This is a genomic window from Bacillus sp. J33 (assembly GCF_000518885.1).
Taxonomy (GTDB): domain Bacteria; phylum Bacillota; class Bacilli; order Bacillales; family Cytobacillaceae; genus Cytobacillus.
This window is the reverse complement of sequence record NZ_JAEL01000090.1, coordinates 1-24,852: the sequence shown is the minus strand read 5'-3', so window position 1 is coordinate 24,852 and position 24,852 is coordinate 1. Positions and strand designations below refer to the sequence as shown.

25 protein-coding genes and 2 pseudogenes are annotated in these 24,852 nt (G+C 42.0%); 23 read left to right on the top strand and 4 right to left on the bottom strand.

The features are described from left to right. The 4 genes and pseudogenes from L634_RS0121980 to L634_RS0121965 form a co-directional block, all read right to left on the bottom strand. Positions 1 to 200 (bottom strand): annotated as a pseudogene (locus L634_RS0121980) (IS5/IS1182 family transposase); the annotation flags it as partial. 117 nt (positions 201 to 317) lie between these two features. Further along, on the bottom strand, positions 318 to 485 hold the full coding sequence (locus L634_RS33980; RefSeq protein WP_026584304.1) for a hypothetical protein: 168 nt from the start codon (positions 483 to 485) through the stop codon (positions 318 to 320). A 98-nt stretch (positions 486 to 583) separates the two neighbouring features. Beyond that, positions 584 to 1,270 carry an SIMPL domain-containing protein gene (locus tag L634_RS0121970; RefSeq protein ID WP_026584303.1) on the bottom strand — a complete coding sequence of 229 codons (687 nt, stop codon included), beginning with the start codon at positions 1,268 to 1,270 and terminating at the stop codon, positions 584 to 586. Positions 1,271 to 1,359: 89 nt separating this feature from the next. Continuing rightward, positions 1,360 to 2,742, bottom strand: coding sequence for an alkaline phosphatase (locus tag L634_RS0121965; protein WP_026584302.1), 1,383 nt, complete (start codon positions 2,740 to 2,742; stop codon positions 1,360 to 1,362). A gap of 278 nt (positions 2,743 to 3,020) precedes the next feature. Here L634_RS0121965 and spoIIIAA point away from each other — a divergent pair, with 278 nt between their 5' ends. The 23 genes and pseudogenes from spoIIIAA to L634_RS0121840 form a co-directional block, all read left to right on the top strand. Next, the gene (spoIIIAA, locus tag L634_RS0121960) at positions 3,021 to 3,944 is read left to right on the top strand and encodes a stage III sporulation protein AA (RefSeq protein WP_026584301.1); all 924 of its coding nucleotides are present in this window, start codon (positions 3,021 to 3,023) and stop codon (positions 3,942 to 3,944) included. Beyond that, complete coding sequence (gene spoIIIAB, locus L634_RS0121955) at positions 3,945 to 4,460, top strand: stage III sporulation protein SpoIIIAB (RefSeq protein ID WP_026584300.1); 516 nt, start codon at positions 3,945 to 3,947, stop codon at positions 4,458 to 4,460. It begins immediately after the preceding gene. Between the two features lie 93 nt (positions 4,461 to 4,553). Further along, on the top strand, positions 4,554 to 4,760 hold the full coding sequence (gene spoIIIAC, locus L634_RS0121950) for a stage III sporulation protein AC (RefSeq protein ID WP_009332905.1): 207 nt from the start codon (positions 4,554 to 4,556) through the stop codon (positions 4,758 to 4,760). A gap of 15 nt (positions 4,761 to 4,775) precedes the next feature. Beyond that, entirely contained in the window at positions 4,776 to 5,165 is a 390-nt protein-coding gene (spoIIIAD, locus tag L634_RS0121945) for a stage III sporulation protein AD (protein WP_198029810.1), read from the top strand. 101 nt (positions 5,166 to 5,266) lie between these two features. Next, complete coding sequence (spoIIIAE, locus tag L634_RS0121940) at positions 5,267 to 6,466, top strand: stage III sporulation protein AE (RefSeq protein WP_026584298.1); 1,200 nt, start codon at positions 5,267 to 5,269, stop codon at positions 6,464 to 6,466. A gap of 12 nt (positions 6,467 to 6,478) precedes the next feature. Continuing rightward, positions 6,479 to 7,111, top strand: coding sequence for a stage III sporulation protein AF (gene spoIIIAF / locus L634_RS0121935; RefSeq protein WP_026584297.1), 633 nt, complete (start codon positions 6,479 to 6,481; stop codon positions 7,109 to 7,111). Next, positions 7,104 to 7,772, top strand: coding sequence for a stage III sporulation protein AG (gene spoIIIAG / locus L634_RS0121930; RefSeq protein ID WP_026584296.1), 669 nt, complete (start codon positions 7,104 to 7,106; stop codon positions 7,770 to 7,772). The genes spoIIIAF and spoIIIAG overlap by 8 nt, the downstream gene beginning before the upstream one ends. A gap of 3 nt (positions 7,773 to 7,775) precedes the next feature. Then, the gene (locus tag L634_RS0121925) at positions 7,776 to 8,315 is read left to right on the top strand and encodes a SpoIIIAH-like family protein (protein ID WP_026584295.1); all 540 of its coding nucleotides are present in this window, start codon (positions 7,776 to 7,778) and stop codon (positions 8,313 to 8,315) included. 657 nt (positions 8,316 to 8,972) lie between these two features. Continuing rightward, positions 8,973 to 9,485, top strand: coding sequence for an acetyl-CoA carboxylase biotin carboxyl carrier protein (accB, locus tag L634_RS0121920; RefSeq protein ID WP_026584294.1), 513 nt, complete (start codon positions 8,973 to 8,975; stop codon positions 9,483 to 9,485). 14 nt (positions 9,486 to 9,499) lie between these two features. After that, positions 9,500 to 10,852 (top strand): acetyl-CoA carboxylase biotin carboxylase subunit, encoded by a 1,353-nt coding sequence (accC, locus tag L634_RS0121915; RefSeq protein ID WP_026584293.1) that lies wholly within the window; start codon positions 9,500 to 9,502, stop codon positions 10,850 to 10,852. 18 nt (positions 10,853 to 10,870) lie between these two features. Further along, positions 10,871 to 11,278 (top strand): Asp23/Gls24 family envelope stress response protein, encoded by a 408-nt coding sequence (locus L634_RS0121910; RefSeq protein ID WP_026584292.1) that lies wholly within the window; start codon positions 10,871 to 10,873, stop codon positions 11,276 to 11,278. Positions 11,279 to 11,881: 603 nt separating this feature from the next. Beyond that, on the top strand, positions 11,882 to 12,271 hold the full coding sequence (gene nusB / locus L634_RS0121900) for a transcription antitermination factor NusB (protein ID WP_026584291.1): 390 nt from the start codon (positions 11,882 to 11,884) through the stop codon (positions 12,269 to 12,271). 107 nt (positions 12,272 to 12,378) lie between these two features. After that, positions 12,379 to 13,236: a bifunctional methylenetetrahydrofolate dehydrogenase/methenyltetrahydrofolate cyclohydrolase FolD gene (gene folD, locus L634_RS0121895; protein WP_026584290.1), complete on the top strand. Its 858-nt coding sequence runs from the start codon at positions 12,379 to 12,381 to the stop codon at positions 13,234 to 13,236. 582 nt (positions 13,237 to 13,818) lie between these two features. Beyond that, positions 13,819 to 15,159 (top strand): exodeoxyribonuclease VII large subunit, encoded by a 1,341-nt coding sequence (gene xseA, locus L634_RS0121890; RefSeq protein ID WP_026584289.1) that lies wholly within the window; start codon positions 13,819 to 13,821, stop codon positions 15,157 to 15,159. Positions 15,160 to 15,164: 5 nt separating this feature from the next. Next, on the top strand, positions 15,165 to 15,398 hold the full coding sequence (gene xseB / locus L634_RS0121885; protein ID WP_026584288.1) for an exodeoxyribonuclease VII small subunit: 234 nt from the start codon (positions 15,165 to 15,167) through the stop codon (positions 15,396 to 15,398). A gap of 5 nt (positions 15,399 to 15,403) precedes the next feature. Beyond that, complete coding sequence (locus L634_RS0121880; RefSeq protein ID WP_026584287.1) at positions 15,404 to 16,294, top strand: polyprenyl synthetase family protein; 891 nt, start codon at positions 15,404 to 15,406, stop codon at positions 16,292 to 16,294. Positions 16,295 to 17,152: 858 nt separating this feature from the next. Further along, entirely contained in the window at positions 17,153 to 17,770 is a 618-nt protein-coding gene (locus tag L634_RS0121875) for a hypothetical protein (RefSeq protein WP_026584286.1), read from the top strand. A gap of 12 nt (positions 17,771 to 17,782) precedes the next feature. Beyond that, positions 17,783 to 19,675, top strand: a complete 1,893-nt coding sequence (gene dxs / locus L634_RS0121870) for a 1-deoxy-D-xylulose-5-phosphate synthase (RefSeq protein ID WP_026584285.1) — start codon at positions 17,783 to 17,785, stop codon at positions 19,673 to 19,675. A 3-nt stretch (positions 19,676 to 19,678) separates the two neighbouring features. Further along, complete coding sequence (locus tag L634_RS0121865; protein WP_026584284.1) at positions 19,679 to 20,524, top strand: TlyA family RNA methyltransferase; 846 nt, start codon at positions 19,679 to 19,681, stop codon at positions 20,522 to 20,524. 201 nt (positions 20,525 to 20,725) lie between these two features. Next, a complete protein-coding gene (gene ahrC / locus L634_RS0121860) occupies positions 20,726 to 21,175 on the top strand; it encodes a transcriptional regulator AhrC/ArgR (RefSeq protein ID WP_009332889.1) in 450 nt (149 codons plus the stop codon). A 141-nt stretch (positions 21,176 to 21,316) separates the two neighbouring features. Further along, positions 21,317 to 22,999: a DNA repair protein RecN gene (recN, locus tag L634_RS0121855; RefSeq protein WP_026584283.1), complete on the top strand. Its 1,683-nt coding sequence runs from the start codon at positions 21,317 to 21,319 to the stop codon at positions 22,997 to 22,999. A 197-nt stretch (positions 23,000 to 23,196) separates the two neighbouring features. Further along, the gene (gene spoIVB, locus L634_RS0121845; RefSeq protein ID WP_034263047.1) at positions 23,197 to 24,486 is read left to right on the top strand and encodes a SpoIVB peptidase; all 1,290 of its coding nucleotides are present in this window, start codon (positions 23,197 to 23,199) and stop codon (positions 24,484 to 24,486) included. A 158-nt stretch (positions 24,487 to 24,644) separates the two neighbouring features. Next, positions 24,645 to 24,852 (top strand): annotated as a pseudogene (locus L634_RS0121840) (IS5/IS1182 family transposase); the annotation flags it as partial.

The window sequence follows — 24,852 nt, the reverse complement described above, 5'->3', positions numbered from 1 at the left end:
ATAAATGTGAGTTTAATTAATATTACAGGGTCAATACTTGGGCGGCCTTTTTCTGAATACTTATCTTTTACCAAGTCATAGATGAATGAGAAATTAATCGCCGCTTCAATTTTGCGGACCAAATGGTCCGCCGGTACAAGTTCGTCTAAAGCAACCATTTCAATTTGATCCCGTTGAATTGGATTATGTTTTGAAAGCATTTAAATCACCTCAAGCATTGTATTACTTCTATTTTAAAATAAAAAAGACTGCAGACAAGCACGATTTTCATCAAGTTTGTCGACAGTCTGAAATCCCGAGTTTTCTCGGGATTTTTTTTATCCTTTATATTTTCTGCCTTCTGCCCCAGGTGAAATGTCAGTGTCATTTCGGTTATTATAATCAGGGTCTGAAGTCGGAGCGGTGTTGTTATCACGTGTTCCTCCCAGATAGGCCCTGTCTCCTTTTTTCTGGTTTTTAAGAAATTCCCCTAAGTTTTCATTCATTATGGGCACCTCTTCTTTCTGCGCATTATAATGCGAATTTGTTACTGCCACATTGTTATTATCCTCGTATTACAAAGAATTATGAGTCGGACATCTCCTTAGCTGTAGTACATAAATTCTGCTGTGATATGGCTTTCCACCTCAACTGTCCCCGGCTGGATTGGTGTGCTCTCTGCACTTTTTACTAAGGCAGAAGGCTGAAATGGAACTGGCCTTTCAAAGTCAAGAGCTCCCTCCATGACAGCAATTGGTGTCCTAATTAACTGGACATTCATAGAAGCGGCGATTGTTTCCGCTTTCTTATATGCATCTGCAACAGCCAAGGTTAATGCTTGCTGATACATTACAGCTGCGTTATTAACTTCAAAATTTATTCCTCTCACGATATTGGCTCCGCTATCAACAGCTGTATCTACAGCAAGGCCTGTATTTTCAATTTGATCTACCGTAATGTTTAGTAAATGCTCGACTTTGTACCCGCGAAAAATCTGTTTTCCATCCACAAAATCATATTGCGGAAAAATCGAAAAATCTGCTGTTTGAATTTGTTTGTCTAATATTCCAATACCGTTTAGAGCATTTTTTATACTGGCAATTGTTTTTGCATTATTTTCCTGTGCCTTCTGCAGCACTTGATCCTCTGTTGAAACACCAAGCGTGACAATTGCCCGATTGGGCTGCCCAGCTATCTTTCCTTCTCCCGATACTCTCATGATATTTGGTTTAGACCTTGTATAGTCTCTATTTTGGGCTGGAAGGCGACCGAAAGGCTGCTGGTAATACATGTTATGCACACACCCGCTTTCATAAAATGGTCTCTATAGAGTGTACTGTAGGGTGTGGCAGAAAATGCACATGAAATACCATGGAAAATTTATTTCCACTCATAGTTCATCAATAAAGCAATTTTTTTAGGTATATCGGTGTTATCAAGTACTCCAGAAAAAACCTCGCTTCCTTTGCCAATTGCAAATAAAGGAATCATATTTCCTGTGTGCCCTCCGGTAGAGCTTAGAGATCTTACTTTGTTTGTTAGGATTCCCCCATGGTGCCTTTCTGCCATAATGCTTCCTATTTCCCAAGCGGCCAAGTGCTGGGGATACACTTTGCTGTCAGAGTTTAGCAAATGGCTATTGAAATCTTCGGCCTCCTTATCAGTCAGATCAATATCGGCGTATTTCTTTAAAACATCTTTAATGCTGTCTGTCCTGTAGGATCTCTTATTTTGGCTTCTCACAAATTGGCTGACCATATACTGGGGGGTAGCCTTAATTTCCTTTAAATGCTGGATATCCAGCGGTTCTGAGGCCGATATCCCCATAGTCTCATGATCTGCAGCGACAATCACAAGTGTTTCACCGTTTTTTTTTGCCCATTCAACTGCATACTTTACAGCTTCATCAAATTCAATTGTTTCTTTCCATATGCTTGTAATATCGCCAGCGTGAGAAGCGTGATCTATCCTTGCTCCTTCGGCCATCAGAAAGAAGCCATTATCCTGTTTTGACAGAACACTGATTGCTTTTTCAGTCATCTCTTTCAAGCTTGGTTCCTTACTGCCTGTCAGTGGCCGGTCCAGCTTAAAGTTCATATAGCCGTTATTAAATAAACCCAGGAGTTTATTGCCTTTTGCCTGCAATAGTTCTTCGCGATTGCTAGCATAAGCATACCCTCTCTCAGTTGCTTCCTTAATTAAATCCCTGCCATTCTGCTTTTCCGGACTATAATACGCTCTTCCTCCACCCATCAGGACATCCACCTGATTCTTTAGCTGCTGGCGTGCGATCTCCTCCTGTCCGGACCATCTGTTCGGAACGCTTGCAGTGAATGCTGCCGGAGTTGCATCAGTAACCGTATTTGTAGAGATAACCCCTGCCTTCTTCCCGTTCTTTTTAAACAAATCAAGGATACTGTCTGCTTCCTTTCCATCTGGAGTTACCCCGATCATTTCATTATTTGTCTTTTTGCCAATCGCAAGTGCCGTTCCCCCTGCAGCTGAATCTGTAACCAGATTATTGGCCGATTCAGTATGAACCAAAGCCGTATAAGGAAGGGATTCAAGGAACAGCCTTCCGTTTTTTCCGTATTCCAGTTTCCTCGCAATTTCAATCTGTCCTATCCCCATGCCATCTCCAATCATTAAGATGACATTTTTGGGGCCTTCCGTGTTAAGAGGACGGGCAAGGCCTTTGATAGGGATTACGGCAAATATCACGATATGAATAATTAGCATCATGTAAATCCATTTAGATTTCATTGATTGCACCAGCCTTTATTTAAGTTTCTTTCCTTATTTTTTGAAAAAGAGTTCTTTTTAAACTCAAGTTTGTATTCCTTTTATAAATATTTATTTTAATGCTGATTTTTGCTTTAAGCCTCATCGGACTGCATGGGCAGGACGCTGCAGCTTTAGGCAAGCGTGCCCTAAATAAAATGTCCAAGCCCATAAATCAGAGTCATATTGTATTTATGCAGGCATACATTTTAAATAATGAGATGCTAGTCCGAAAAGAACATAAATATGGAGGAGCGAATATGGAAACCATTACTGCCTTTTTGCCGAAAAAAATTTCTGAAAAGCTGAAGCAAATCCCTCCACATATTTTGAATGATCTGGAGGAAATAAGGGTCCGGATAAACAGGCCGCTCGAATTGACTACGAAAGGAACGCCTCATTTTCTGCCTTATATAGTTGATTCAGAAGATGCGGTGCATTTGCTGAATAAAATAAGTCACTTTTCTATTTATACACTCGAAGAGGAATTAAAAAGGGGCTATATCACGATTGAAGGCGGCCACCGTGTTGGGCTGGCGGGAAAAGTGATTTTGGAGGAAGGAAAAGTGAAGGCAATCAGAGACATTTCTTCTTTTAATATAAGGATTGCCAGAGAAAAAATGGGGATTGCAGAGAAGCTGATTCCCTACATGTATAAGGGGGGCTGGGTGCACACCATGATCATCGGCCCGCCGCAGACAGGGAAAACTACATTGCTGAGAGATATTGCAAGAATTATATCATCCGGGGATAGTAATGGAGCTTTCCAGGCCAGCAAGGTCGGGATTATTGATGAGCGATCTGAGATTGCCGGCTGTGTAAATGGAATTCCGCAAATGACATTCGGGCATAGAATCGATGTACTGGATGCATGCCCTAAAGCTGAGGGGATGATGATGATGATACGCTCAATGAGCCCGGAGGTTTTAATTGTCGATGAAATTGGAAGGCAAGAGGATGCAGAAGCCATAATGGAGGCGGTAAATGCTGGAATTAAGTTAATTATGACCACACATGGAAACACGTTTGAAGAGATAAAAAAGCGTCCCACTTTAAAAGGCATTTTAGAGATGGGGATATTCCAGCGGTTTATTGAACTCAGCAGGAGAGAAGGACCAGGCAGCATTACTTGCATTAAGGATTCTGCCGGAAAGAGGCTCCTGCATGAAGTGAGAGTGACCTAAATGATGAAGCTAATTGGAGCTCTTTTTATAATTATCGCTACAACTTGGGCTGGATTTGAAGCATCCAGGCATTTGACGGAACGGCCAAGGCAGCTTCGCCAGCTGAAATCTGCCCTTCAGTCTCTGGAAGCTGAAATAATGTATGGCCATACACCTCTTCACGAAGCAGCACGAAGGCTTGCCGCACAGCTTCCAAAACCATTATCATGGTTTTTCGAATCTTTTGCTAAAAGATTGACAGATTCTGAGACTACAGTCAAAGATGCCTGGGAACAAAGTTTAAAAGAAATTTGGAAGATGACCGCCTTTAAACAGGGTGAATTCGAAATTATGAAGCAATTTGGCGAAACTCTTGGGCGTCATGACCGGATTTCGCAGCAAAAGCAAATAATGCTTACCCTATCCCACTTGGAGCGGGAAGAGGCAGATGCACACGACAAGCAAGTGAAATACGAAAGAATGGTCAAAAGCCTCGGTTTTTTATCGGGGTTGCTGCTTATCATTTTACTAATGTAGGTTTTTGCTCAGATATTGGATTGCAAAAGTATAGATGATGCAGGCAGCACTGATTGGCTGCCGGACACTGGACAGAGCTTAGGAGGAGAAAACATGGGTTTAGAGGTTGATATCATTTTCAAAATTGCGGGTGTCGGAATTGTGGTAGCCTTTTTGCATACTATTCTGGATCAGGTAGGCAAAAAGGAGTATGCCCAGTGGGTAACGCTTTTCGGCTTTATTTATATTTTATTTATGGTTGCATCCATAGTAGATAACCTATTCCAAAAAATAAAATCAGTGTTCTTATTTCAGGGGTAAAAGGGGGGCTCAGCCATTGAAATTCTTCAAATAGTCGGCTTCTCTCTTGTTGCAACGTTCCTGGCTCTGATCGTAAAAGAACAAAAACCTAATTTTGCCTTTTTGCTGATCGTTTTTGTCGGATGTGCCATTTTCCTGTTTTTAGTAGACCAAATATACGCAATAATCCACATGATTGAAAAGATCGCTATAAATGCCAAGGTTAACATCGTTTATGTAGAAACTATTTTAAAAATAATCGGCATTGCTTATATTGCTGAGTTTGCTGCTCAAATTACGAAAGATGCGGGACAGGGTGCCATCGCTGCAAAAATTGAGATGGGCGGCAAAATTCTGATCCTTGCCATGGCCATACCGATATTGACTGTATTAATCGAAACGATCATTCAAATGATTCCAAGTTAGCTTGAGCTGGCCTTTCATTCATTAGGAGCGCTGTTTAGCAAGAAGAGCCTTCCTTTTGATGGCAGACTGGCATGAAAGGGTCTTATGAAAGAGGTGAAATAATGAAGCAAAGGATGCAGAAAATTTTATTATCCAGTCTAGTCCTATTTTTTTTACTCGCACCAATTGTACAAGCCTCACCCGAGACCAGCGAAGCAGGTGAAACGCTGTCCCCACAGGATTTAGTAGATTCGCAGGTGGAATCCCTCGATTTAGATGAATTAAAAAGCTTTTGGGAAGAAATCACAACCGAGTATGGAGGGTTTTTGCCTGAAAGCCAAAAAGGGAGCCTCTATGAATTTATTAAAGGAGAAAAGGAATTTTCCCTTAAGGAATGGGCTATAGGAGCGATGAAGTTTGTTTTTCATGAATTCATCGTAAATGGAAAATTGCTTGGCACATTAATTTTGCTGACAGTATTCAGCATGTTTCTGCAGTCTCTGCAGAACTCATTTGAAAAAAGCACAGTCAGCAAGGCTGCGTATGCCATTGTTTTTATGGTTTTAATCATTATTGCCCTTAATAGTTTCCATGTAGCGATTGATTATACCCAGGAAACGATCTCAACTATGGTATCCTTCATCATGGCTCTAATCCCATTGCTGCTTGCCCTGATTGCATCCACCGGAGGAGTGGTATCAGCAGCCTTTTTTCACCCGGTGATTTTATTTTTAATGAATGTCAGCGGATTGTTTATCCAATATGTCATTTTGCCGCTTCTTTTTCTATCAGCATTATTAAGCATTGTAAGCACGCTTTCGGAACATTATAAAGTGACCCAGCTTGCCAATTTGCTTCGAAATTGGAGCATCGGGCTTATGGGCCTGTTCCTTACAGTATTTTTGGGAGTCATTTCAGTTCAGGGGGCTTCAGCAGCTATTACAGATGGAATTACAATCCGTACAGCAAAGTTTATTACAGGAAACTTTATACCGGTTATCGGCAGGATGTTTACGGATGCTACAGATACAGTTATAAGCGCTTCTGTTCTATTAAAAAATACAGTAGGGATCGCAGGCGTTGCCATCCTCCTTATTATTGCTGCTTTTCCTGCAATCAAAATCCTAATGATTGCGTTCATATATAAATTCGCGGCAGCGATTTTGCAGCCGCTGGGAGGGGGGCCGATAATATCCTGCCTGGATATTATCAGCAAAAGTGTCATTTATGTTTTTGCTGCTCTGGCTATTGTCTCTTTAATGTTTTTCCTTAGCATAACTGTTATCATCGCAGCAGGAAATTTAACCATGATGGTCAGATAGGGAGGGTATGAAGTGGATTTTATAAAAGAATGGATAACAAATATTATTTTATTTGTTCTGCTGGCCACTGTCATCGACATGCTCCTTCCGAGTTCCAAGCTGCAAAAGTATACAAAAATGGTGACAGGGCTTCTGCTGATTGCGGTCATTTTAACTCCAATTTTGAAAATTTTATCAAGTGACTTTGAGGAAGCTTTTGCATCGGTGCCGGTTTTTGAGGCATCAGGGGAAAAAAATATGGAAAATTTAATAGAAATGAAGAAAAAAGAAATACAAGCCTCAAGTGATGCATATATTTTAGAACAAACGGCTGTCCAAATGGAAAAGGACGCAAAAGAGGAGTTGATGGAACAGTACGGTCTGGAAATTGCTAACATTGATATTTTAGTAGATGAAAGCAGTGATCAAGCCTTCCCGGATAACCTGAAAAAGGTCATGATCCAATTAAAAGCAAACGATGCAGAAGCTGAAGCTGTAGAAGTGGTTCAAACAGTGGAAATCAATACCGGGAAACCTCTTCCATCCAGCAGGGCTGAATATGAAGACGCAGAAGGAATCGCTTCTCTTCTTGCACAAAAATGGAATGTAGACGCAAAATCAATCGAAATACTGGTAGAAGGGGGGAAAATGAATAGGGATGGATAATGAAAAAGGTCCTTTTACATGGATAAAGAAAATGCTCTCAAAAGACGGCCAGCCCGATAAAAAAAACGGGAAATTCCAATACTTGCTTCTCGTCCTTCTCTTTGGCGCAGCGATCATGCTAGTCAGCAATATACTCTTTAATGAGAATGCCTCCACAGAAGAAATGTCTGTTTTCAAGAACGGGGAGGAGGCGAAGCAGGAGGAAGAGGTTCCGGCATTTGGCCAGAAACAATCCGGGGGAAATGACGAAATTGCCAATTATGAAAAAGCATATGAAGCGCAAATAAAAGAAGCCCTTGACTCAATTGTAGGGGTGGACGATGTCACGGTTGTCGTCAATGTGGATGCAACAGAAAAGAAAGTGCTGGAGAAAAACAAAACAACTCAAACTCAAACAACCGATGAAACAGATCGTGAAGGCGGAAAAAGGAAGGTAGAGGATCAGTCACAAGAGGAACAGCTTGTGATAGTCCGGAATGGAGAAAAAGAGGTTCCGATTGTATTAGAAACCAAGAAACCTGAAATCAGGGGAGTACTGGTTGTTGCAAAGGGAGCTGAAAATATACAAGTTAAGAGATGGATTATTGAGGCGGTTACAAGAGCGCTTGATGTACCAAGCCATAGAGTTTCCGTAATGCCTAAAAAAACTAAGGGGGAATAATAGATGCTTTTAAAGAAACAAACGGTTTGGCTTTTAACAATGCTAAGTTTGGTGGTTGTATTATCTGTCTATTATGTAACATCGCCGGAACAAAAAGGGAATGACCTGGCTGCAATGGAAGAAAAGGCAAATGGAGAAATGAAATCGGTTGAGAGCGAAGATGGCAATGCTATTATTACGAACACAGCCAGCGATGAAATGTTTGAAACTCTTCGCCTTCAGCTTGATGACGAGCGCAGCCGCATGAAGGAAGACCTTACAGCAGTTCTGGGGCAAACAGATCTCCCTGCTGAAGAAAGAATGAAAGCAAAGGATCAGATTGATGAATTAAATGAAATTGCCCAAAAAGAGGCCATGCTAGAAACATTAATCAGAGCAATGGATTATGAGGATGTTCTGGTTCGTGCTGATGGCAAAAAGGTTCAGATTACAGTAAAGGCAAAAGAACATTCCCCTTCAGCTGCAAACAATATCATTCAGGAAGTAAGAAATGAAATTGGGCAGCTTGAAGCAGTAGCTGTTGAATTCCAAATTGAAAAATAAACCAAAAATTTAAAAGGTAAATATTTTTAAGAGATAGGGTGCCCACAGATCTACTTGGCGTACCCTTTTGCTTTTTTATTTTTTCAATAGGATATTTTCGTAAAGTTTGCTGCGTTTCAAATGCAACTCCAGTAGAGCCAGCTGAGTTGATAGTAGCGGAGGGCACTTGAATCCTCGAAATGCATTCGCCTGTTCTTACTGCGAGGTTTTTATTCAAGAATGCTTTTCCAATGTCCTGAGGTATGTGAGGGAAGCGGGAGATCCCCCAGGCGAAGCCGAAGAGGCACTTAATCCTCCCTGCGGATAAAGCTTTAGTGTCGCCCGTACTGCAATCATACGGAAGAATTTGTAAGTTAAAAACGGCCTTTTATGAAAAAAGAGCCTTTCAATATTTTGCTAATTCGAGAAAATCCTTCGTAACATTTCACAAAGATTTCGAAAAATATTAAAATGAATTTAAAGGTGGAATGGAGAAAAAGTTATGCAGTACGTAATACGATGTTGAACTTTTATAAGGTCTTATCGTATGATATTAGTATCTAGTCATAATTTAATCATGCGGAACATTCCCGTCCTTTCTTTCTCTATTCTCCTAAAAACAGTTTTCCAATGGTGAAAGAGGGAATGGGAAGCAGTGAGAAAACAAGGGGTGCCAAAATGTTGAAAGTACAGGAAATACGCGAACTGATCAAACTAGTAGATCAGTCAAATATTGATGAATTTGTTTATGAGCATGAAGGTTCAAAAATTAAGATGAAGAAGAACGTCAGTGAGGCAGCAGTTGTGCAGCAAGTCCAGCCATCTTTACCTGCAGCAGCGCCAGTGCCTGCTCCGCAGCCGGTGCAGCCTGCAGCAGTAAAAGTGGAAGAGCCTAAAGCTGCAGCGCCAGCTCAAGAGCCTGCGAATCAGGATCAAGCAGCAGACACTGACCTGCATAAAATTGTATCTCCAATGGTTGGGACTTTTTACCAGTCTTCTTCTCCAGACGCAGATCCGTACGTAAAAGCAGGTTCTAAAGTTACAAAAGACTCGATTGTCTGCATAGTTGAAGCCATGAAATTGTTTAATGAAATTGAAGCTGAAATTAATGGAGAAATTGTAGAAGTGCTTGTTAAGGACGGCCAGTTGGTAGAATATGGCCAGCCACTATTTTTAGTAAAGCCTGAATAAGGAGCGGTTACAGAATGATAAAAAAACTCTTGATTGCAAACAGAGGAGAGATTGCTGTTCGCATTATCCGCGCAGCCCGCGAAATGGGAATAGAATCTGTAGCCGTTTTTTCTGAGGCTGACAGAGAAGCCTTGCATGTCCAGCTTGCGGATGAGGCATATTGCATAGGCCCGACTGCCTCAAAAGACAGCTACTTGAATTTTACTAATATAATTAGCGTCGCAAAACTAACAGGCTGTGACGCAATTCATCCAGGTTACGGTTTTCTTGCGGAAAATGCTGATTTTGCCGAACTGTGCAGGGAATGTAATATCATCTTTGTGGGCCCTACTCCTGAAGCCATCAGCAAGATGGGAACGAAGGATATTGCCAGGGAAACGATGAAAGAGGCGGGAGTACCGATCGTTCCCGGCTCCAATGGTATTATTAAGGATGTTGAAGAGGCCATACAGCTTGCTGAGCAGATAGAATATCCGGTTATTATAAAAGCAACTGCAGGGGGAGGCGGCAAGGGGATTCGTGTCGCACGCACTGAGCAGGAGCTGATTAAAGGAATCACCATCACCCAGCAGGAGGCATTAACGGCCTTTGGAAACCCTGGTGTATATATTGAAAAATATATTGAAGATTTCCGCCATGTTGAGATCCAGGTTCTGGCCGACAACTACGGAAATACCATCCATCTGGGAGAAAGGGATTGTTCCATTCAGAGGCGTTTGCAAAAGCTGCTGGAGGAAACACCTTCACCAGCCCTTGATGGGGAAACCCGTGAAGAGATGGGAAATGCAGCTGTAAAAGCAGCCGCAGCGGTTGAATATACTGGTGCTGGCACGATAGAATTTATCTACGATTACCAGAATCGCAAGTTCTACTTCATGGAAATGAATACGCGCATTCAGGTAGAGCACCCGGTTACCGAAATGGTTACGGGCGTCGATTTAATAAAAGAGCAAATTAAAGTGGCTTCCGGTGAAAAGCTTAATATCAGCCAGGAAGACGTCACTTTTAATGGCTGGTCGATTGAATGCCGTATAAATGCGGAAAATCCGGAAAAGAACTTTATGCCGTCTGCAGGGAAAATAAACATGTACCTGCCTCCTGGAGGACTTGGTGTCAGGGTTGATTCTGCAGCATATCCGGGTTATATGATCCCGCCGTACTACGATTCCATGATTGCAAAAGTAATTACGTATGGCAATACTAGAGAAGAAGCTATTTCCCGAATGAAGAGGGCTTTAAGTGAATTTGTTGTTGAAGGAGTACATACGACAATTCCGTTTCACCTCAAGCTTCTCAGCCATGAAAAATTTGTGGAAGGGCAGTTTAATACGAAATTTCTTGAATTGCATGATGTGATGAATTCCTAGACTAATGGAGGTGCCATAATGAGTGAAAATAACATTCTTGAAATGAGCCATGACAACTCAGGCCTTGGCAAGGTAGAAATTGCTCCGGAAGTAATTGAAGTTATTGCTGGCATTGCTGCTTCTGAAGTGGAAGGGGTAGCGCAAATGCGGGGCAATTTTGCTACTGGTGTAGTTGAAAGGCTTGGCAAAAAGAACCATGGCAAAGGGGTCAAGGTTGAGCTGACTGAAGAGGGAATTAAGGTGGATGTATACTGTCTGATGAAATTTGGTATATCCATTCCAAGTGTTGCGCAGAAAATTCAGGATAATATTCGCCAAGCCCTGTTGAACATGACAGCTTTAGATGCACAGGAAGTAAATATTCACGTTGTAGGAATTATGTTTGAAAACCAGAAACATGAGGTTGAATACGATCAGGAAATGTAATAAATCTCTTCAAGCCAAAGACATCTGACTAAGTCTTTGGCTTTTCTTTTATTTATTCACTTCACCTGACATTCTTTTTGGCTGTTATAAAGAAATTTTAAAAAGGGAAAATAACTAAAGATTATAAATAGCCATTTACGAAGGAGTTTTTTATTTATACGCTGTATAGATGGGCATGCTTGATTTTAAGCCTTCCTGGTAATTAAAGATGAAGGCGTGAGATTCCCGATCATGCTTCCGTTTTATTCGCGGGTGTTTATATAAGGAATTATATTCATTCAGGGGAAGCGAGTGAATGGGTGGCCCCTGGTAAGAAGCGTAGCGGCGAGGAGCGTCGGACCGCCCCCTGAAAGCATGAGTACCTGCACCGGAAATCAACTGGCAAAATTAACAGAGCCATTAAACGGCGGAATAAAGGTTATTTCTATTGCTTAGTGCGAAGATTCCATACTTGTGCTATTATCTTGTTATGTTATTTTTGGACGTGCAAATGCTCAAAAATCAGATTAGCCCAGAGTGTCCGCCAATCGGCATCAGCCTTTTGGCAGATGCTTTGCCTTGAACTAAACACATAGCATTAGCTAGAAGGAGTTAAAGAAAAAGATGAAGAGAAGAACAGCCAGAGAGAAAGCATTGCAGGCTTTATTCCAGATCGATGTAAGCCAGGTCGAGCCTGAGTCCGCCATCGAACATGTACTTGAGGGCGAAAAGGCCGATGAATATTTAAGCGGGCTGGTATCAGGCGTTTTGCAAAATAAGGAAACCATTGATGCAGAAATAAAAAAGCATTTAGAAAAATGGACTTTAGAAAGGCTTGCGACAGTAGACCGCAACCTTCTGCGTTTGTCGGTGTATGAGCTTATGCACCAACGTGAGAATGTTCCGGCAAATGTTGTAATGGATGAGGCCATTGAAATAGCAAAATTATACGGTGATGAACAGTCAAGCAAGTTTATAAATGGTGTCCTTTCAAAGGTGAAAGAACAGCTTTAACATTTCTAGTTTGGACTAGCGCAGGATGTGCTGAGGGCCGGCTTCAAATCTAAAGAAACGGCATTCCTGATCACAAGGCGCTTCCTAGTCCTTATAGGAGGATAAAAATGGCTGCGCAAATCATAGATGGCAAAGAGATAGCAAAAATAAAACAGGACCATATCAGAGAAGAAGTCCAAAGACTGAAAGCAGGAGGCATCATACCGGGATTAGCTGTTGTTTTAGCAGGAGATAATCCAGCTTCAAAAACTTATGTATCCAATAAACAGAAAACCTGCAATAACCTTGGGATGTATTCCCTGCTGATTGAATTTCCGGACGGGGTCAGTCAGGAAGAGCTCATTAATAAAATCAGCGAGCTGAATGAGGATCCCGATATACACGGAATACTTGTTCAATTGCCGCTGCCTTCCCATATTAATGAAAAGGTCATCATTGAAACGATTTCTCCTGAAAAGGATGTAGATGGATTCCATCCGCTAAATATCGGGAGAATGATGACAGGGCAAGATGCCTTTATTCCTTGTACTCCCTTTGGAATTATGGAGATGCTTGATTACATTGGAACTGATATTTCCGGCAAGCATGTAGTAGTTGTAGGGAGAAGCAATATAGTGGGGAAGCCTTCAGGGCAGCTTTTTCTAAATAAAAATGCAACTGTAACCTATTGCCATTCCAAAACAGCTGACTTAAAAGAACATACGACTAGGGCAGATATTCTTGTGGCGGCTGTGGGGAAGGCAGGGTTAATAACAGAAGGCCATGTAAAAGAAGGTGCTATTGTAATAGATGTCGGCATGAACCGAAACCAGGAAGGCAAGCTTTGCGGAGATGTAGATTTCGATGCAGTTAAAGAAAAAGCAGGATATATAACACCAGTGCCTGGCGGAGTCGGACCGATGACCATTACCATGCTTATGCAAAACACGCTAAAAGCGGCAAAGTCTGCTAGTAAAAAACGCTAAAGCTAATACCATATTATAAAATCTATACAGATGCAAAATCTGTCCATATCCATTATGCTATATTTAGGAATTTGAATTGTATGCCAATGCATGCAGGCTGAAATGACTAAATAATCGATGGAAGGGCAGTTTTTTGCTGTATGCGGTTAATTGCTCTCGCTTTGGATGCTTAATCTAGCGTCTTTGAACTTTGATAACTGTCTAGCTCCAGCGCCTACCCCCTCGAGGTCACAAGCTTGTCTTGTTGCGGCTCCTAGGGACTCTCAGGTCTAAGCCGTTTCCTTTCAGAAGGAAGAACACCTTCTTACAGGAACCGTCTTATGCGTGAGGGCCCGCAGGAAAAGGAAAGCTTCGTCAGCATACTCATCGCACGACCAAAAGCGGGAGCTTTTGGGAGGATGCGGGTCATGCAGACGTTGCCACAGGACGTGGCGTTCTTAGTCTGCGTTCCTTGAATGGGCAGTCGCCTCCGCATTTCGGGCAATCCTCCCAGAAAGGCAAAGAACGCCTTCCCGTGAGGCCTGTCTTGTGCATGTCGGGGGTGGGCAAGGCGCTTGCGCTTTTCTTACAAAGGAGATTGTTATGAAGGAACAGCAGTATTTAACAGTCAACGCGTTAACAAAATACATAAAAAGAAAATTTGATGCCGATCCTCATTTGCAAAATATTATGGTTAAGGGAGAAATATCAAACTTCAAGCAGCATTCCAGCGGCCATATGTATTTTACATTGAAGGATGAAAAAGCCCGCATTCTTGCTGTGATGTTTGCAGGAAATGCCCGCAACATGAAATTCAGGCCTGAAAATGGCATGAAAATCCTGGTCAAAGGTGAGGTTTCTGTATACGAGCCAAGCGGACAATATCAAATCTATATAAAAGAAATGCAGCCGGATGGAATTGGTGAACTGTACCTGGCGTATGAACAGCTGAAGAAGAAGCTGGAAAGTGAAGGCATGTTTTCAATAAACTATAAAAAGCCCATCCCCCGCTATCCTAAAACAGTAGCTGTCGTTACTTCCCCAACAGGAGCGGCAATAAGGGATATTTTGACAACGATCAAAAGACGTTATCCAATTGCAAATATCCTTATTTATCCGGCGCTTGTCCAGGGAAAACAGGCTGCACCTTCTATTGTGGGAGCAATCCAAATGGCAAATAGAACAAACGAGGCCGATGTATTAATTATCGGACGGGGTGGAGGCTCGATTGAAGAGCTTTGGGCTTTTAATGAAGAGCCGGTGGCCAGGGCAATCTTTAATTCGGAAATTCCGATCATTTCAGCTGTCGGGCATGAAACGGATTTTACAATTGCCGATTTTGTTGCCGATTTAAGGGCACCAACCCCTACGGGTGCAGCTGAAATGGCAGTCCCGCATATTGACGATTTAAAAGAGAGGCTTTTCAATAGGCAATCAAGGCTCATTAGGGCTATGAAAGAACAGGTCGCACTTCAGAATGAAAGGCTCTTGCGGGTACAAAAGTCTTATGCTTTCAGGTACCCTCAAAAATTGTATGAACAAAAATTGGAGCAGCTTGATAGAATGACCGAACAGCTTATGAAAGGATCTGCAAGGCTGCATGATTTAAAGCTGGAGCAGTTTGATTCCTTGCACAAGCGGTTAATGCGCAGCCATCCTGGACAGCTGAAGGAGCAGGCCAAGGAAAAGCATGATAGGCTGAATAAGCTTCTTAATAGAGCGATGGCCAATATTTTTACTGCTAAAGAAAAGGACTTTGCAAGGGCTCTTTCCACTTTGGAAGCACTCAGCCCTCTTAAAATAATGGATAGAGGCTATAGCCTTGCTTATACCGAGAAAGAAACACTGATAAAGACCGTAGCCAATATTAATATAGATGACCAAATAAAGGTGAAGGTCTCAGATGGTACAATTAATTGCCGGGTAACGGATATTGAGGAGTGAATTGAATGGCGGAAGATAAAAAGCTCTCATTTGAAGAAGCGATGGATGAGCTTGAAGTTATTGTTGAAAAGCTTGAGGAAGGCGATGTCCCACTTGAAGAGGCAATAGATATTTATAAAAAGGGCATGGAACTCTCAAAATTATGTCATGATAAACTGAAAAATGTTGAGTCACAGCTTACTGAAATACTGACGGAGGATGGCCGCAAAGAAAATTTCGCCATTCCAGAGGAGGAATAATTGTGCTGGAACAATCCTTGGATTCTTTTTCTGAACATCACAAGCGAATGCTGGAAAATAAGCTAAAGGAAAGCGTCAGCAAATTAAATGCTCCTTCTGAGATAAAGGATTCCATGCTATATTCACTTGAGGCGGGAGGCAAGCGGATAAGGCCCTTGCTGCTGTTTGCTACAATAGCTGCCTTTGATGAAGATCCTGTTAAAGGCCTGTGGGCGGCTGCGGCCATTGAGATGCTGCATACATACTCACTAATCCACGATGATCTTCCAAGTATGGATAATGATGATTTAAGGCGGGGAAAGCCTACAAATCATAAAATCTTTGGAGAAGCCTTTGCTATTTTGGCTGGTGACGCATTGCTTACCTATAGCTTCCAATCCATCACTGAAACACCAGATGAATATGCATCAGCTGAGGTTAAGCTCTCTTTAATCAGAGAACTATCAAAAGCCTCTGGAGCAGAAGGGATGGTTGGCGGACAGGTAGCAGACATTAAAGGGGAAGGACAGCAATTATCCTTGGAGGAACTGGAATATATCCACCTTCATAAAACAGGCAAGCTGCTGGAGTGCAGCGTTATATCTGGCGCTATATTGGCCGGAGCCGGCGAGGAAACAATCAGGGCTTTGTCAGATTTCGCTTACCACTTGGGGCTGGCTTTTCAAATTAGGGATGACATTCTAGATCTTGAAGGAACAGAAGATGTGATTGGGAAGCCTGTTGGGAGCGATGAATCTAAAAACAAAAGCACTTATCCCTCCCTTCTCACAATGGGAGGGGCTAAAGATGCACTGGAAAGCCATATAATAGCTGCTAAGGGAAAGCTTAAGGAAACAGGTTTGAATACCGAGCTTCTTGAAGCTATTACAGATTTAATTGCCAAGAGAGATCATTAGCGAAAGAGGCGTGGGCAAGGGCCGTTTGTTGTACAACAGTAAATATGGTATAATAGATACAAATGGATGGTGCAGTATTCTAGTCGGCCTACCATTCCTGAAGGTGGGGCTAAAAATCCACTAAAGGGCACATCGATGAAGTTCCTTGTTTTGGCTTGAGGCGCCCAGCCTTGGGTCGATTCAGGGAGTAAGGTTTAAGGGCGATCTGCAAAGGCATGTGGGCGTTGACCCTTTTACCGCGGAGGCCCCGAAGGCCAGGCTTTGAGCGAAAGCAAAAAGCACTGTGGTCCCGGGATATGAACCTGCAATGTGGTCCTATGGGAGATCACTAGCAGCGTAGCCTGCCTTGAGTGAAGATAGAGGGGATTACAGTTATAAGGGCATACATCAGTTGGCCATTGATATATGCTTTTTCGCCTGTATGAAATCTTCTTTGCAAAAGAGGCTAGGGAAATGGTTAAAGGCTGCCGAGGAAATCTCCTAGACTGTTCCAGTGACATATAAAGGGGATTATAGTGCGGACTAAGTGGCAATCCAGTCTAGCTGGTGGCGACACGGCTAAGGCGGATTTAAAGGGAAACCGCCGGTATGGCGACATCCGGTATTCGCTTGGGAAAACCTACTGGACCTAAGCCGCAATCTTAACCCTTTATATGGCCATCCTTCTTTCGAAGTTTCTGAGGGGTTTGCCCCTCTCATACATATTGCCATATTGGCGGCTTTTTCAGATAAAGCTTAATAAGCAAAAAAGAAAGAGGCGAAGCTCTTGCTGAAGCTTAACAGGCGGATTTGATTTCGCGCAAAAACGGCGAGCTCCGCCTCTTTTTCATTCTTAATCCAAAAGGAAGTTTAAAAGAAATGAGAGAGTTGCTGCGGAATTCGATTAAATGGAGCTTCAGTATTGCCGTTATCACTTTTGTGCTAGCGGCTCTTTTTTCAATTATTTCTAACTCCATACTGAACGGTGTTTCATGGGGGACAGGCCTAATTGTTGTTGCTATTATAGTTTTAATTGGCATTTTTTTTGATATGATAGGAATTGCCGCTACTGCGGCAGATGAAGTGCCGTTTCATTCTATGGCTTCCAATAAGGTGTATGGAGCCAGGCACTCGATTCGAATTGTTAGAAATGCAGACCGGTTTGCCAGCTTTTGCAATGATGTAATAGGCGATATTTCAGGTATAATAAGCGGTGCAGCTGCTGCCATTGTTATTGTACAGCTGACTGTCTCGTTTCAAATGGATCAGAGCAGTTTATTTGAATATGCTTCTTCAGTAATTATAACAAGTATTATAGCTGCCATGACTGTTGGAGGAAAAGCATTTGGAAAATCGCTAGCAATAAGGTACTCTAAAGATATTATCTTCCAGGTAGGGAAGGTTCTGCATTTTCTTGAGGATAAATTCCATATTGTTATAATAAGAGACAAGAAAAAGACGAAATCAAAAAGACGGACGAATAAGAAACGAAAGTGAGTGGTCCTCAAAATGGATCTGTTATCAATTAAAGACCCTTCCTTTTTAAAGGGGCTCTCTAATAAAGACCTTGAAAACCTGAGCCAGGAAATCCGCAATTTCCTGATTGAAAAACTATCAGGCACAGGCGGGCATATCGGCCCCAACCTGGGAGTTGTGGAATTGACTATTGCACTGCATAAATGCTTCGACAGCCCCAAGGATAAAATCATTTGGGATGTCGGACATCAATCCTATGTACATAAAATTTTGACGGGCCGTGCATGCCATTTCGATACATTAAGGCAATATAAGGGTCTATGCGGGTTCCCGAAGATGGTTGAAAGCGAGCACGATGTTTGGGAAACAGGGCATAGCTCAACTTCATTATCCGCCGCAATGGGAATGGCCATTGCCAGAGACTTGAAACAGGAGAATAATTATGTCATCCCAGTCATCGGGGATGGTGCGCTCACAGGCGGAATGGCTTTAGAAGCATTGAATCATATTGGCCACGAAAAGAAAAACATGATCGTAATCTTAAATGATAATGAAATGTCTATTGCCCCTAATGTAGGGGCACTTCACAATGTCCTTGGAAGATTAAGGACAGCGGGCAAATATAATTGGGTAAAAGATGAACTTGAATATTTGCTCAAAAAGGTTCCTGCAGTTGGAGGGAAACTAGCTGCCACTGCCGAGAGGCTGAAGGATAGCCTGAAATATTTGTTTGTGTCAGGCATGTTTTTTGAAGAAATGGGCTTTACTTATTTAGGTCCGGTAGATGGACATAGCTATGAAGACCTGTTTGAGAATTTGGCTTATGCAAAAAAGACAGAGGGTCCTGTCCTTCTCCATGTTATAACGAAAAAAGGAAAGGGTTACCATCCTGCCGAAAGCGATAAGGTTGGCACGTGGCACGGTACTGGCCCTTACAAAATGGAAACAGGCGATTTTGTCAAACCTGCCAGTGCACCTCCGGCCTGGAGCAAGCTTGTCAGCGAGACAGTTAGAAGGCTTGCCAGGGAAGATGAAAGGATAGTGGCGATTACTCCTGCGATGCCTGTCGGGTCAAAACTGGAAGGTTTTGCAAGCGAGTTTCCCGATCGGATGTTTGATGTAGGCATTGCCGAACAGCATGCAGCTACTGTTGCTGCCGGTTTGGCAACACAAAATATGAAGCCGTTCCTTGCTATTTACTCTACCTTTCTGCAGCGTGCATATGATCAGGTCGTGCATGACATTGCCCGCCAAAATTTAAATGTTTTTATTGGGATTGACCGTGCAGGGCTAGTCGGGGCAGACGGTGAAACACATCAGGGCGTTTTTGACATAGCCTTCTTAAGGCATTTGCCGAACTTCGTTTTAATGATGCCGAAGGATGAAAATGAAGGACAGCATATGGTTAAAACAGCGATCGAATATAATGATGGCCCTATTGCTATGCGCTTTCCCCGCGGCAATGGAATAGGAGTGCCGATGGATGAGGAATTAAAAACGATTCCAATTGGCACCTGGGAAGTTCTTCGGGAAGGCAGTGACGCAGCCATTCTAACCTTTGGAACCACGATTCCAATGGCAATGGAAGCTGCTGCAAAATTGGAGAAGCAGGGGTATTCCATCAAAGTGGTTAATGCCCGCTTTATTAAGCCTCTTGATGAGTCTATGCTGCATGACTTGTTTGCAGAAAACATGCCAATCTTAACTATAGAGGAAGCTGTACTTCAAGGCGGTTTTGGGAGTGCTATTTTGGAATTCGCCCATGAACAAGGCTTTCACCATGCCGATATTGACAGAATGGGCATCCCTGATAAATTTATCGAGCACGGAAGCGTAAAAGAACTCTTAGAGGAAATCGGTATGACAGTAGAGGATGTTGTGGAAAGAATGGGAAAATTAGCAAGAAAAAAACAAAAAAGGGCTTAGAGAATGAAAACAAAGAAAGAACGATTGGATGTTTTATTAGTCGAAAGAGGCCTTGCCGAGACAAGGGAAAAAGCCAAAAGGGCTGTAATGGCCGGTCTTGTATACAGCAATGAAAGCCGGCTTGATAAACCGGGGGAGAAGGTAAGCGTTGATATTCCCTTAAAAGTAAAGGGGAAAGTAATGCCTTATGTCAGCCGCGGGGGATTAAAGCTGGAAAAGGCTCTAAGGGATTTTGATTTAGATGTGGAAGGCAAAATTCTGCTTGATATTGGTGCTTCAACAGGCGGCTTTACAGATTGTGCTCTTCAAAATGGGGCAAAAATGTCATATGCGCTGGATGTAGGTTATAATCAGCTAGCCTGGAAGCTAAGGCAGGATGAACGGGTAGTGGTTATGGAAAGGACAAACTTCCGCTATGTAACGCCAGCAGACCTCCATGCGGGAATGCCGGATTTTGCATCCATCGATGTTTCCTTTATATCTTTAAAATTAATTTTACCTGTGTTAAAAACACTTTTGGTGCCCGGAAGCGATACAGTGGCCCTCGTTAAACCCCAGTTTGAAGCAGGCCGTGAGCAGGTAGGGAAAAAAGGGGTCGTCAGGGATCCTAAAGTCCATGAAACAGTCCTTGATAAAATTATTGAATTTTCACTGGGCCTGGGCTTTGATGTTAAGGACGTATCTTACTCGCCAATAACAGGCGGGGATGGCAATATCGAGTTTTTATTGCATTTGCATTGGTCAGGGAACAAAGAAGCAGGAGAGAATCTTTCAAAGGTCCAGACCGATGCCGTTGTAAAAGAAGCACATGCCGAGCTAAAATCAAAGCAAGGAAGCGGAGAGGAATAGGCAGTCAGCCTGTTCCTCTTTTATTTCTCAGGCAAGAAAGGAATTTGTCGAGCTTTACCGAATTGTTATATATTATTACGGGGAAAAGTTGTACTTTATAGGGAATATCGGCTAACATAAGAGTAGATTATTCTTTGCATTTATTAATGATATTTTGTTAAATGAAAGCCGAGAAGCTGGTTAATTTTAGAGGTGATAAAAGTGAATAAAGGCCAAAGACATATTAAAATACGCGAGATTATTACGAATAACGATATTGAAACACAGGATGACCTAGTGGATGAATTAAAAAATGCCGGGTTTAATGTTACACAGGCAACTGTTTCAAGAGATATCAAAGAGCTTCATCTTGTTAAAGTACCTTTGATGGATGGGAGATATAAATACAGTCTTCCTGCTGACCAGCGCTTTAATCCTTTGCAAAAGCTGAAAAGGAACTTGATGGATGCTTTTGTACGTGTAGACACCGCAGGGCACTTGCTCGTTATGAAGACGCTTCCCGGCAATGCAATGGCAATTGGCGCTCTTATAGATAACTTGGATTGGGAAGAGATTTTGGGGACCATTTGCGGAGACGATACATGCCTAATTATATGCAAAACACCTGAAGATACAGAGGCGATTTCAAATCGTTTTCTGGAGATGCTTTAATTTAATAATTGCTGGTACTTTGAGACTTCAATTTCTGTCTGGCTTCATAAGGAAGGCTTCTGCAGCTTGAGAGGACGCGAAGGCGTTAGTCTTTGTTACTGCAAAAGGGGGCTTCCGTTTTTTAAATTGAGGTGATTGATTTTGTTAAATGAAATATCAATAAGAAATTTTGCTATTATAGAAGCCCTTTCTGTTTCATTTGAAAAGGGCTTAACTGTTTTAACTGGCGAAACGGGAGCGGGGAAGTCCATTATTATTGATGCCATCCATTTGCTTGTAGGCGGAAGGGGATCTGCTGAGTTTGTACGCCACGGTGAGGATAAGGCTGAGATTGAAGGCCTATTTCAACTTGATGATCCAAAGCATCCCTGTTATAAAAAGACTGCTGAATTTGGCATAGATATTGAAGATGGCATGATTGTCCTGCGCAGGGATATATCCAAATCAGGCAAAAGTGTCTGCAGGGTTAATGGCAAGCTTGTTACTATTTCGACATTAAGGGAAATTGGAAGTACGCTAGTTGATATCCATGGGCAGCATGAGCATCAGGAGCTTATGGATGAAACACAGCATCTATCACTTTTGGACCAATTCGGCGGAAATAAAATAGCTGGTGCTTTAGCGGAATACCAGGATATCTACCGATCATATGAAAGTACATTAAAAAAGCTCAAGAATTTAAGTGAAAATGAACAGCAAATGGCCCATCGGCTGGATTTAATTCAATTTCAGCTCGATGAAATTCAATCTGCACAGCTAAAGGCAAATGAAGATGAAGAGCTGCATGAAGAAAGAAGGAAGCTTTCCAATTTCGAGCGTATATTTGAATCTCTGCAATCAGGCTATAATGGACTTCAAGGGGAACAAAAGGGCTTGGACTGGATTGGAATGGTAATGGGGCATTTGCAGGATGCGGCTGAAATTGATCCAGCATATAAAGAACTAGCTGAGAATGTTTCAAATAGTTTTTACTTGCTGGAGGACGCTGCCAGATCACTCCGAAACGAAATGGATTTTATGGAATATGACCCGCAAAGGCTTATTGAAATAGAGGACAGGCTTACCGAAATTAACGGCTTAAAACGAAAGTATGGCAAGACTGTTGAAGAAGTAATGGAATATGCTGCGAAAATTGAAGAGGAAATTGAAACTCTGCAAAATAAAGAGACGCATATTGATAAACTCCAGAAAGAAGTGGCTGCACTAAAGAAAGATCTTTTGGTTGAAGCAGAAGAGCTTAGCCAGCTTCGAAGAAAGGCTGCCCTCAAGCTTACAAAGTTAATTCACAAAGAGCTAAAGGAATTATATATGGAAAAAACGGTTTTCGAAGTCAGATTCGATTCCGAACCTGAAAGCTTTTTAAAGAATGGAATTGACCGAGCAGAATTTTATATATCAACCAATCCGGGAGAGCCGCTTAAACCCCTGTCTAAGATAGCATCTGGCGGAGAGCTTTCAAGAATTATGCTGGCATTAAAAAGCATTTTCTCAAAGCATCAGGGCGTTACCAGCATCATTTTTGACGAAGTGGACACAGGAGTCAGCGGCAGAGTGGCGCAAGCAATTGCCGAAAAAATTCACCATGTTTCTGTAAATTCACAAGTCCTGTGCATATCGCACCTGCCCCAGGTTGCTGCTATGGCGGATACTCATTTATTTATTGCCAAAAAGACAAAAGACGGACGAACAAAAACGACTGTCAAACCGCTTACAGAAGATGAAAAAATCAAAGAAATCGGGCGTATGATTTCGGGTGTAGAAATCACTGATTTAACAAAGGAACACGCCAGGGAGCTGCTCCAGTTGGCAAGTCAGTTAAAATAATTGCCAAAAGTTCAATTTACGCAAATCATTTCAGTAAAAACCAGTATAGTCAGCCGAGAAGCTGATACCATGAAAAGCTATCCAAAGAAGGATAGCTTTTTTTATGTCTGCAGCTGTTATAAATGCCTTCGATGCAGGCAAAATTAAAGATGTAGCCATTAGACGTGGGTGGACTAGAAGCGAGGAGAGTGAAAAATTTGACATATGAAGTTTTACGGAAAATAATTGGTGGAATTCTCCTTGTTTCATTAATTGCATTAGGTTTTTCGAAGCCTGTTCAAGAATATTTGCAAATTCCTGCAAATATCACTCTTTTTGAAGGACAGCAGCTTGACTTTCCGAAAGCGGAAGCAGTTTCAGCTGGTATGTCCATAGATAATTCAAGTATTTCACTTAAAGAAGATAACCATTCTCTTTCTCTGCATGCTCGAGAAAATGGTAAAAATGAAATGTTTTTAGAACTGGCAGGTTTTCCGATCAAAAAGGTTGATGTAAATGTTTTAAAGGATTTCAAAGTAATCCCCGGCGGCCAGAGCATTGGAGTAAAGCTTAATACTGTTGGAGTGCTGGTAGTTGGCCACCATCAAGTAAATACGGCCGAAGGAAAAGCTTCACCAGGTGAAACGGCTGGCATAAAAATTGGGGATATTATCACTGAAATAAACGGTAAAAAAATTGAGAAAATGTCAGATGTAGCTCCTTTTGTTCAGGAAGCAGGAAAATCAGGAAATCCGCTGCAGATTGTTGTCAGCCGGGAAAGCGGGAAAATTAAAACCGAGCTTAAACCGCTGAAAGAAAAAGGTGAAGAAACCTATAAGCTTGGGCTATATATACGCGATTCTGCAGCTGGGATAGGGACAATGACTTTTTATCATCCGGAATCAAAGAAGTACGGTGCTTTGGGCCATGTAATTTCTGATATGGATACAAAGAAGCCAATTGTGGTTGAAGATGGTCAAATTGTCAGATCTACTGTGACTTCCATCGAAAAAGGCAGCAACGGAAATCCGGGGGAAAAATTAGCTAGATTCTCTTCTGATAAAGAAGTTATCGGGAATATCGTCAGAAACAGCCCTTTTGGAATTTTTGGCGAATTAAACCGCGATATGAAAAATGGCATTTTTGACAAACCAATGCCTATTGCATTGTCGCATCAAGTTAAAGAAGGCCCTGCACAAATATTGACAGTAGTGGATAATGACGAAGTAGCGCTATTTGATATCGAGATTGTAAGCACCATTCCGCAAAAATTCCCTGCTACAAAAGGAATGGTCATAAAAGTTACCGACCAAAAGCTCTTGGATAAAACAGGCGGAATCGTTCAGGGAATGAGCGGGAGCCCTATAATTCAGGACGGCAAAATTATTGGAGCAGTAACGCATGTTTTTGTAAACGATCCGACTTCCGGTTATGGAGTCCATATTGAATGGATGTTAAATGAAGCCGGGATTGATATATATGAAAAAACAGAAGAAAAAGCATCTTAAGTTAAAAAGGATTGGATCATAAAAAAGACGGGAGACACCCGTCTTCAGGCTGTCGAGAAACTATCGACAGCCTTTATTTTAATAGTTAACTTTAATTATTCACCGNGTTAATATGTTATAATTAACCCATTAAATCCTATAGATTGTGGTGAATTTACATGTTTAAACCCAAAGAATCTTCGCAAAATGAAATTGAATTTGTGTCTATTGATGAACTTGTTCCTTCGGACCACCTTCTGCGAAAAATAGATCAGTACATAGATTTTTCAACCATTTTAGATAAGGTTCGCCCATATTATAGTGAGGACAACGGTCGACCAACGGATCCTCTACTTCTATTCAAAATGATGTTTATTGGCTATTTGT

What these genes read in the sequence shown, in the direction of transcription:
- L634_RS33980 (WP_026584304.1), bottom strand. Translation starts at nt 485, where the DNA reads ATGAATGAAAACTTAGGGGAATTTCTTAAAAACCAGAAAAAAGGAGAC.
- L634_RS0121970 (WP_026584303.1), bottom strand. Translation starts at nt 1,270, where the DNA reads ATGTATTACCAGCAGCCTTTCGGTCGCCTTCCAGCCCAAAATAGAGAC.
- L634_RS0121965 (WP_026584302.1), bottom strand. Translation starts at nt 2,742, where the DNA reads ATGAAATCTAAATGGATTTACATGATGCTAATTATTCATATCGTGATA.
- spoIIIAA (WP_026584301.1), top strand. Translation starts at nt 3,021, where the DNA reads ATGGAAACCATTACTGCCTTTTTGCCGAAAAAAATTTCTGAAAAGCTG.
- spoIIIAB (WP_026584300.1), top strand. Translation starts at nt 3,945, where the DNA reads ATGATGAAGCTAATTGGAGCTCTTTTTATAATTATCGCTACAACTTGG.
- spoIIIAC (WP_009332905.1), top strand. Translation starts at nt 4,554, where the DNA reads ATGGGTTTAGAGGTTGATATCATTTTCAAAATTGCGGGTGTCGGAATT.
- spoIIIAE (WP_026584298.1), top strand. Translation starts at nt 5,267, where the DNA reads ATGAAGCAAAGGATGCAGAAAATTTTATTATCCAGTCTAGTCCTATTT.
- spoIIIAG (WP_026584296.1), top strand. Translation starts at nt 7,104, where the DNA reads ATGGATAATGAAAAAGGTCCTTTTACATGGATAAAGAAAATGCTCTCA.
- L634_RS0121925 (WP_026584295.1), top strand. Translation starts at nt 7,776, where the DNA reads ATGCTTTTAAAGAAACAAACGGTTTGGCTTTTAACAATGCTAAGTTTG.
- accB (WP_026584294.1), top strand. Translation starts at nt 8,973, where the DNA reads ATGTTGAAAGTACAGGAAATACGCGAACTGATCAAACTAGTAGATCAG.
- accC (WP_026584293.1), top strand. Translation starts at nt 9,500, where the DNA reads ATGATAAAAAAACTCTTGATTGCAAACAGAGGAGAGATTGCTGTTCGC.
- L634_RS0121910 (WP_026584292.1), top strand. Translation starts at nt 10,871, where the DNA reads ATGAGTGAAAATAACATTCTTGAAATGAGCCATGACAACTCAGGCCTT.
- nusB (WP_026584291.1), top strand. Translation starts at nt 11,882, where the DNA reads ATGAAGAGAAGAACAGCCAGAGAGAAAGCATTGCAGGCTTTATTCCAG.
- folD (WP_026584290.1), top strand. Translation starts at nt 12,379, where the DNA reads ATGGCTGCGCAAATCATAGATGGCAAAGAGATAGCAAAAATAAAACAG.
- xseA (WP_026584289.1), top strand. Translation starts at nt 13,819, where the DNA reads ATGAAGGAACAGCAGTATTTAACAGTCAACGCGTTAACAAAATACATA.
- xseB (WP_026584288.1), top strand. Translation starts at nt 15,165, where the DNA reads ATGGCGGAAGATAAAAAGCTCTCATTTGAAGAAGCGATGGATGAGCTT.
- L634_RS0121875 (WP_026584286.1), top strand. Translation starts at nt 17,153, where the DNA reads ATGAGAGAGTTGCTGCGGAATTCGATTAAATGGAGCTTCAGTATTGCC.
- dxs (WP_026584285.1), top strand. Translation starts at nt 17,783, where the DNA reads ATGGATCTGTTATCAATTAAAGACCCTTCCTTTTTAAAGGGGCTCTCT.
- L634_RS0121865 (WP_026584284.1), top strand. Translation starts at nt 19,679, where the DNA reads ATGAAAACAAAGAAAGAACGATTGGATGTTTTATTAGTCGAAAGAGGC.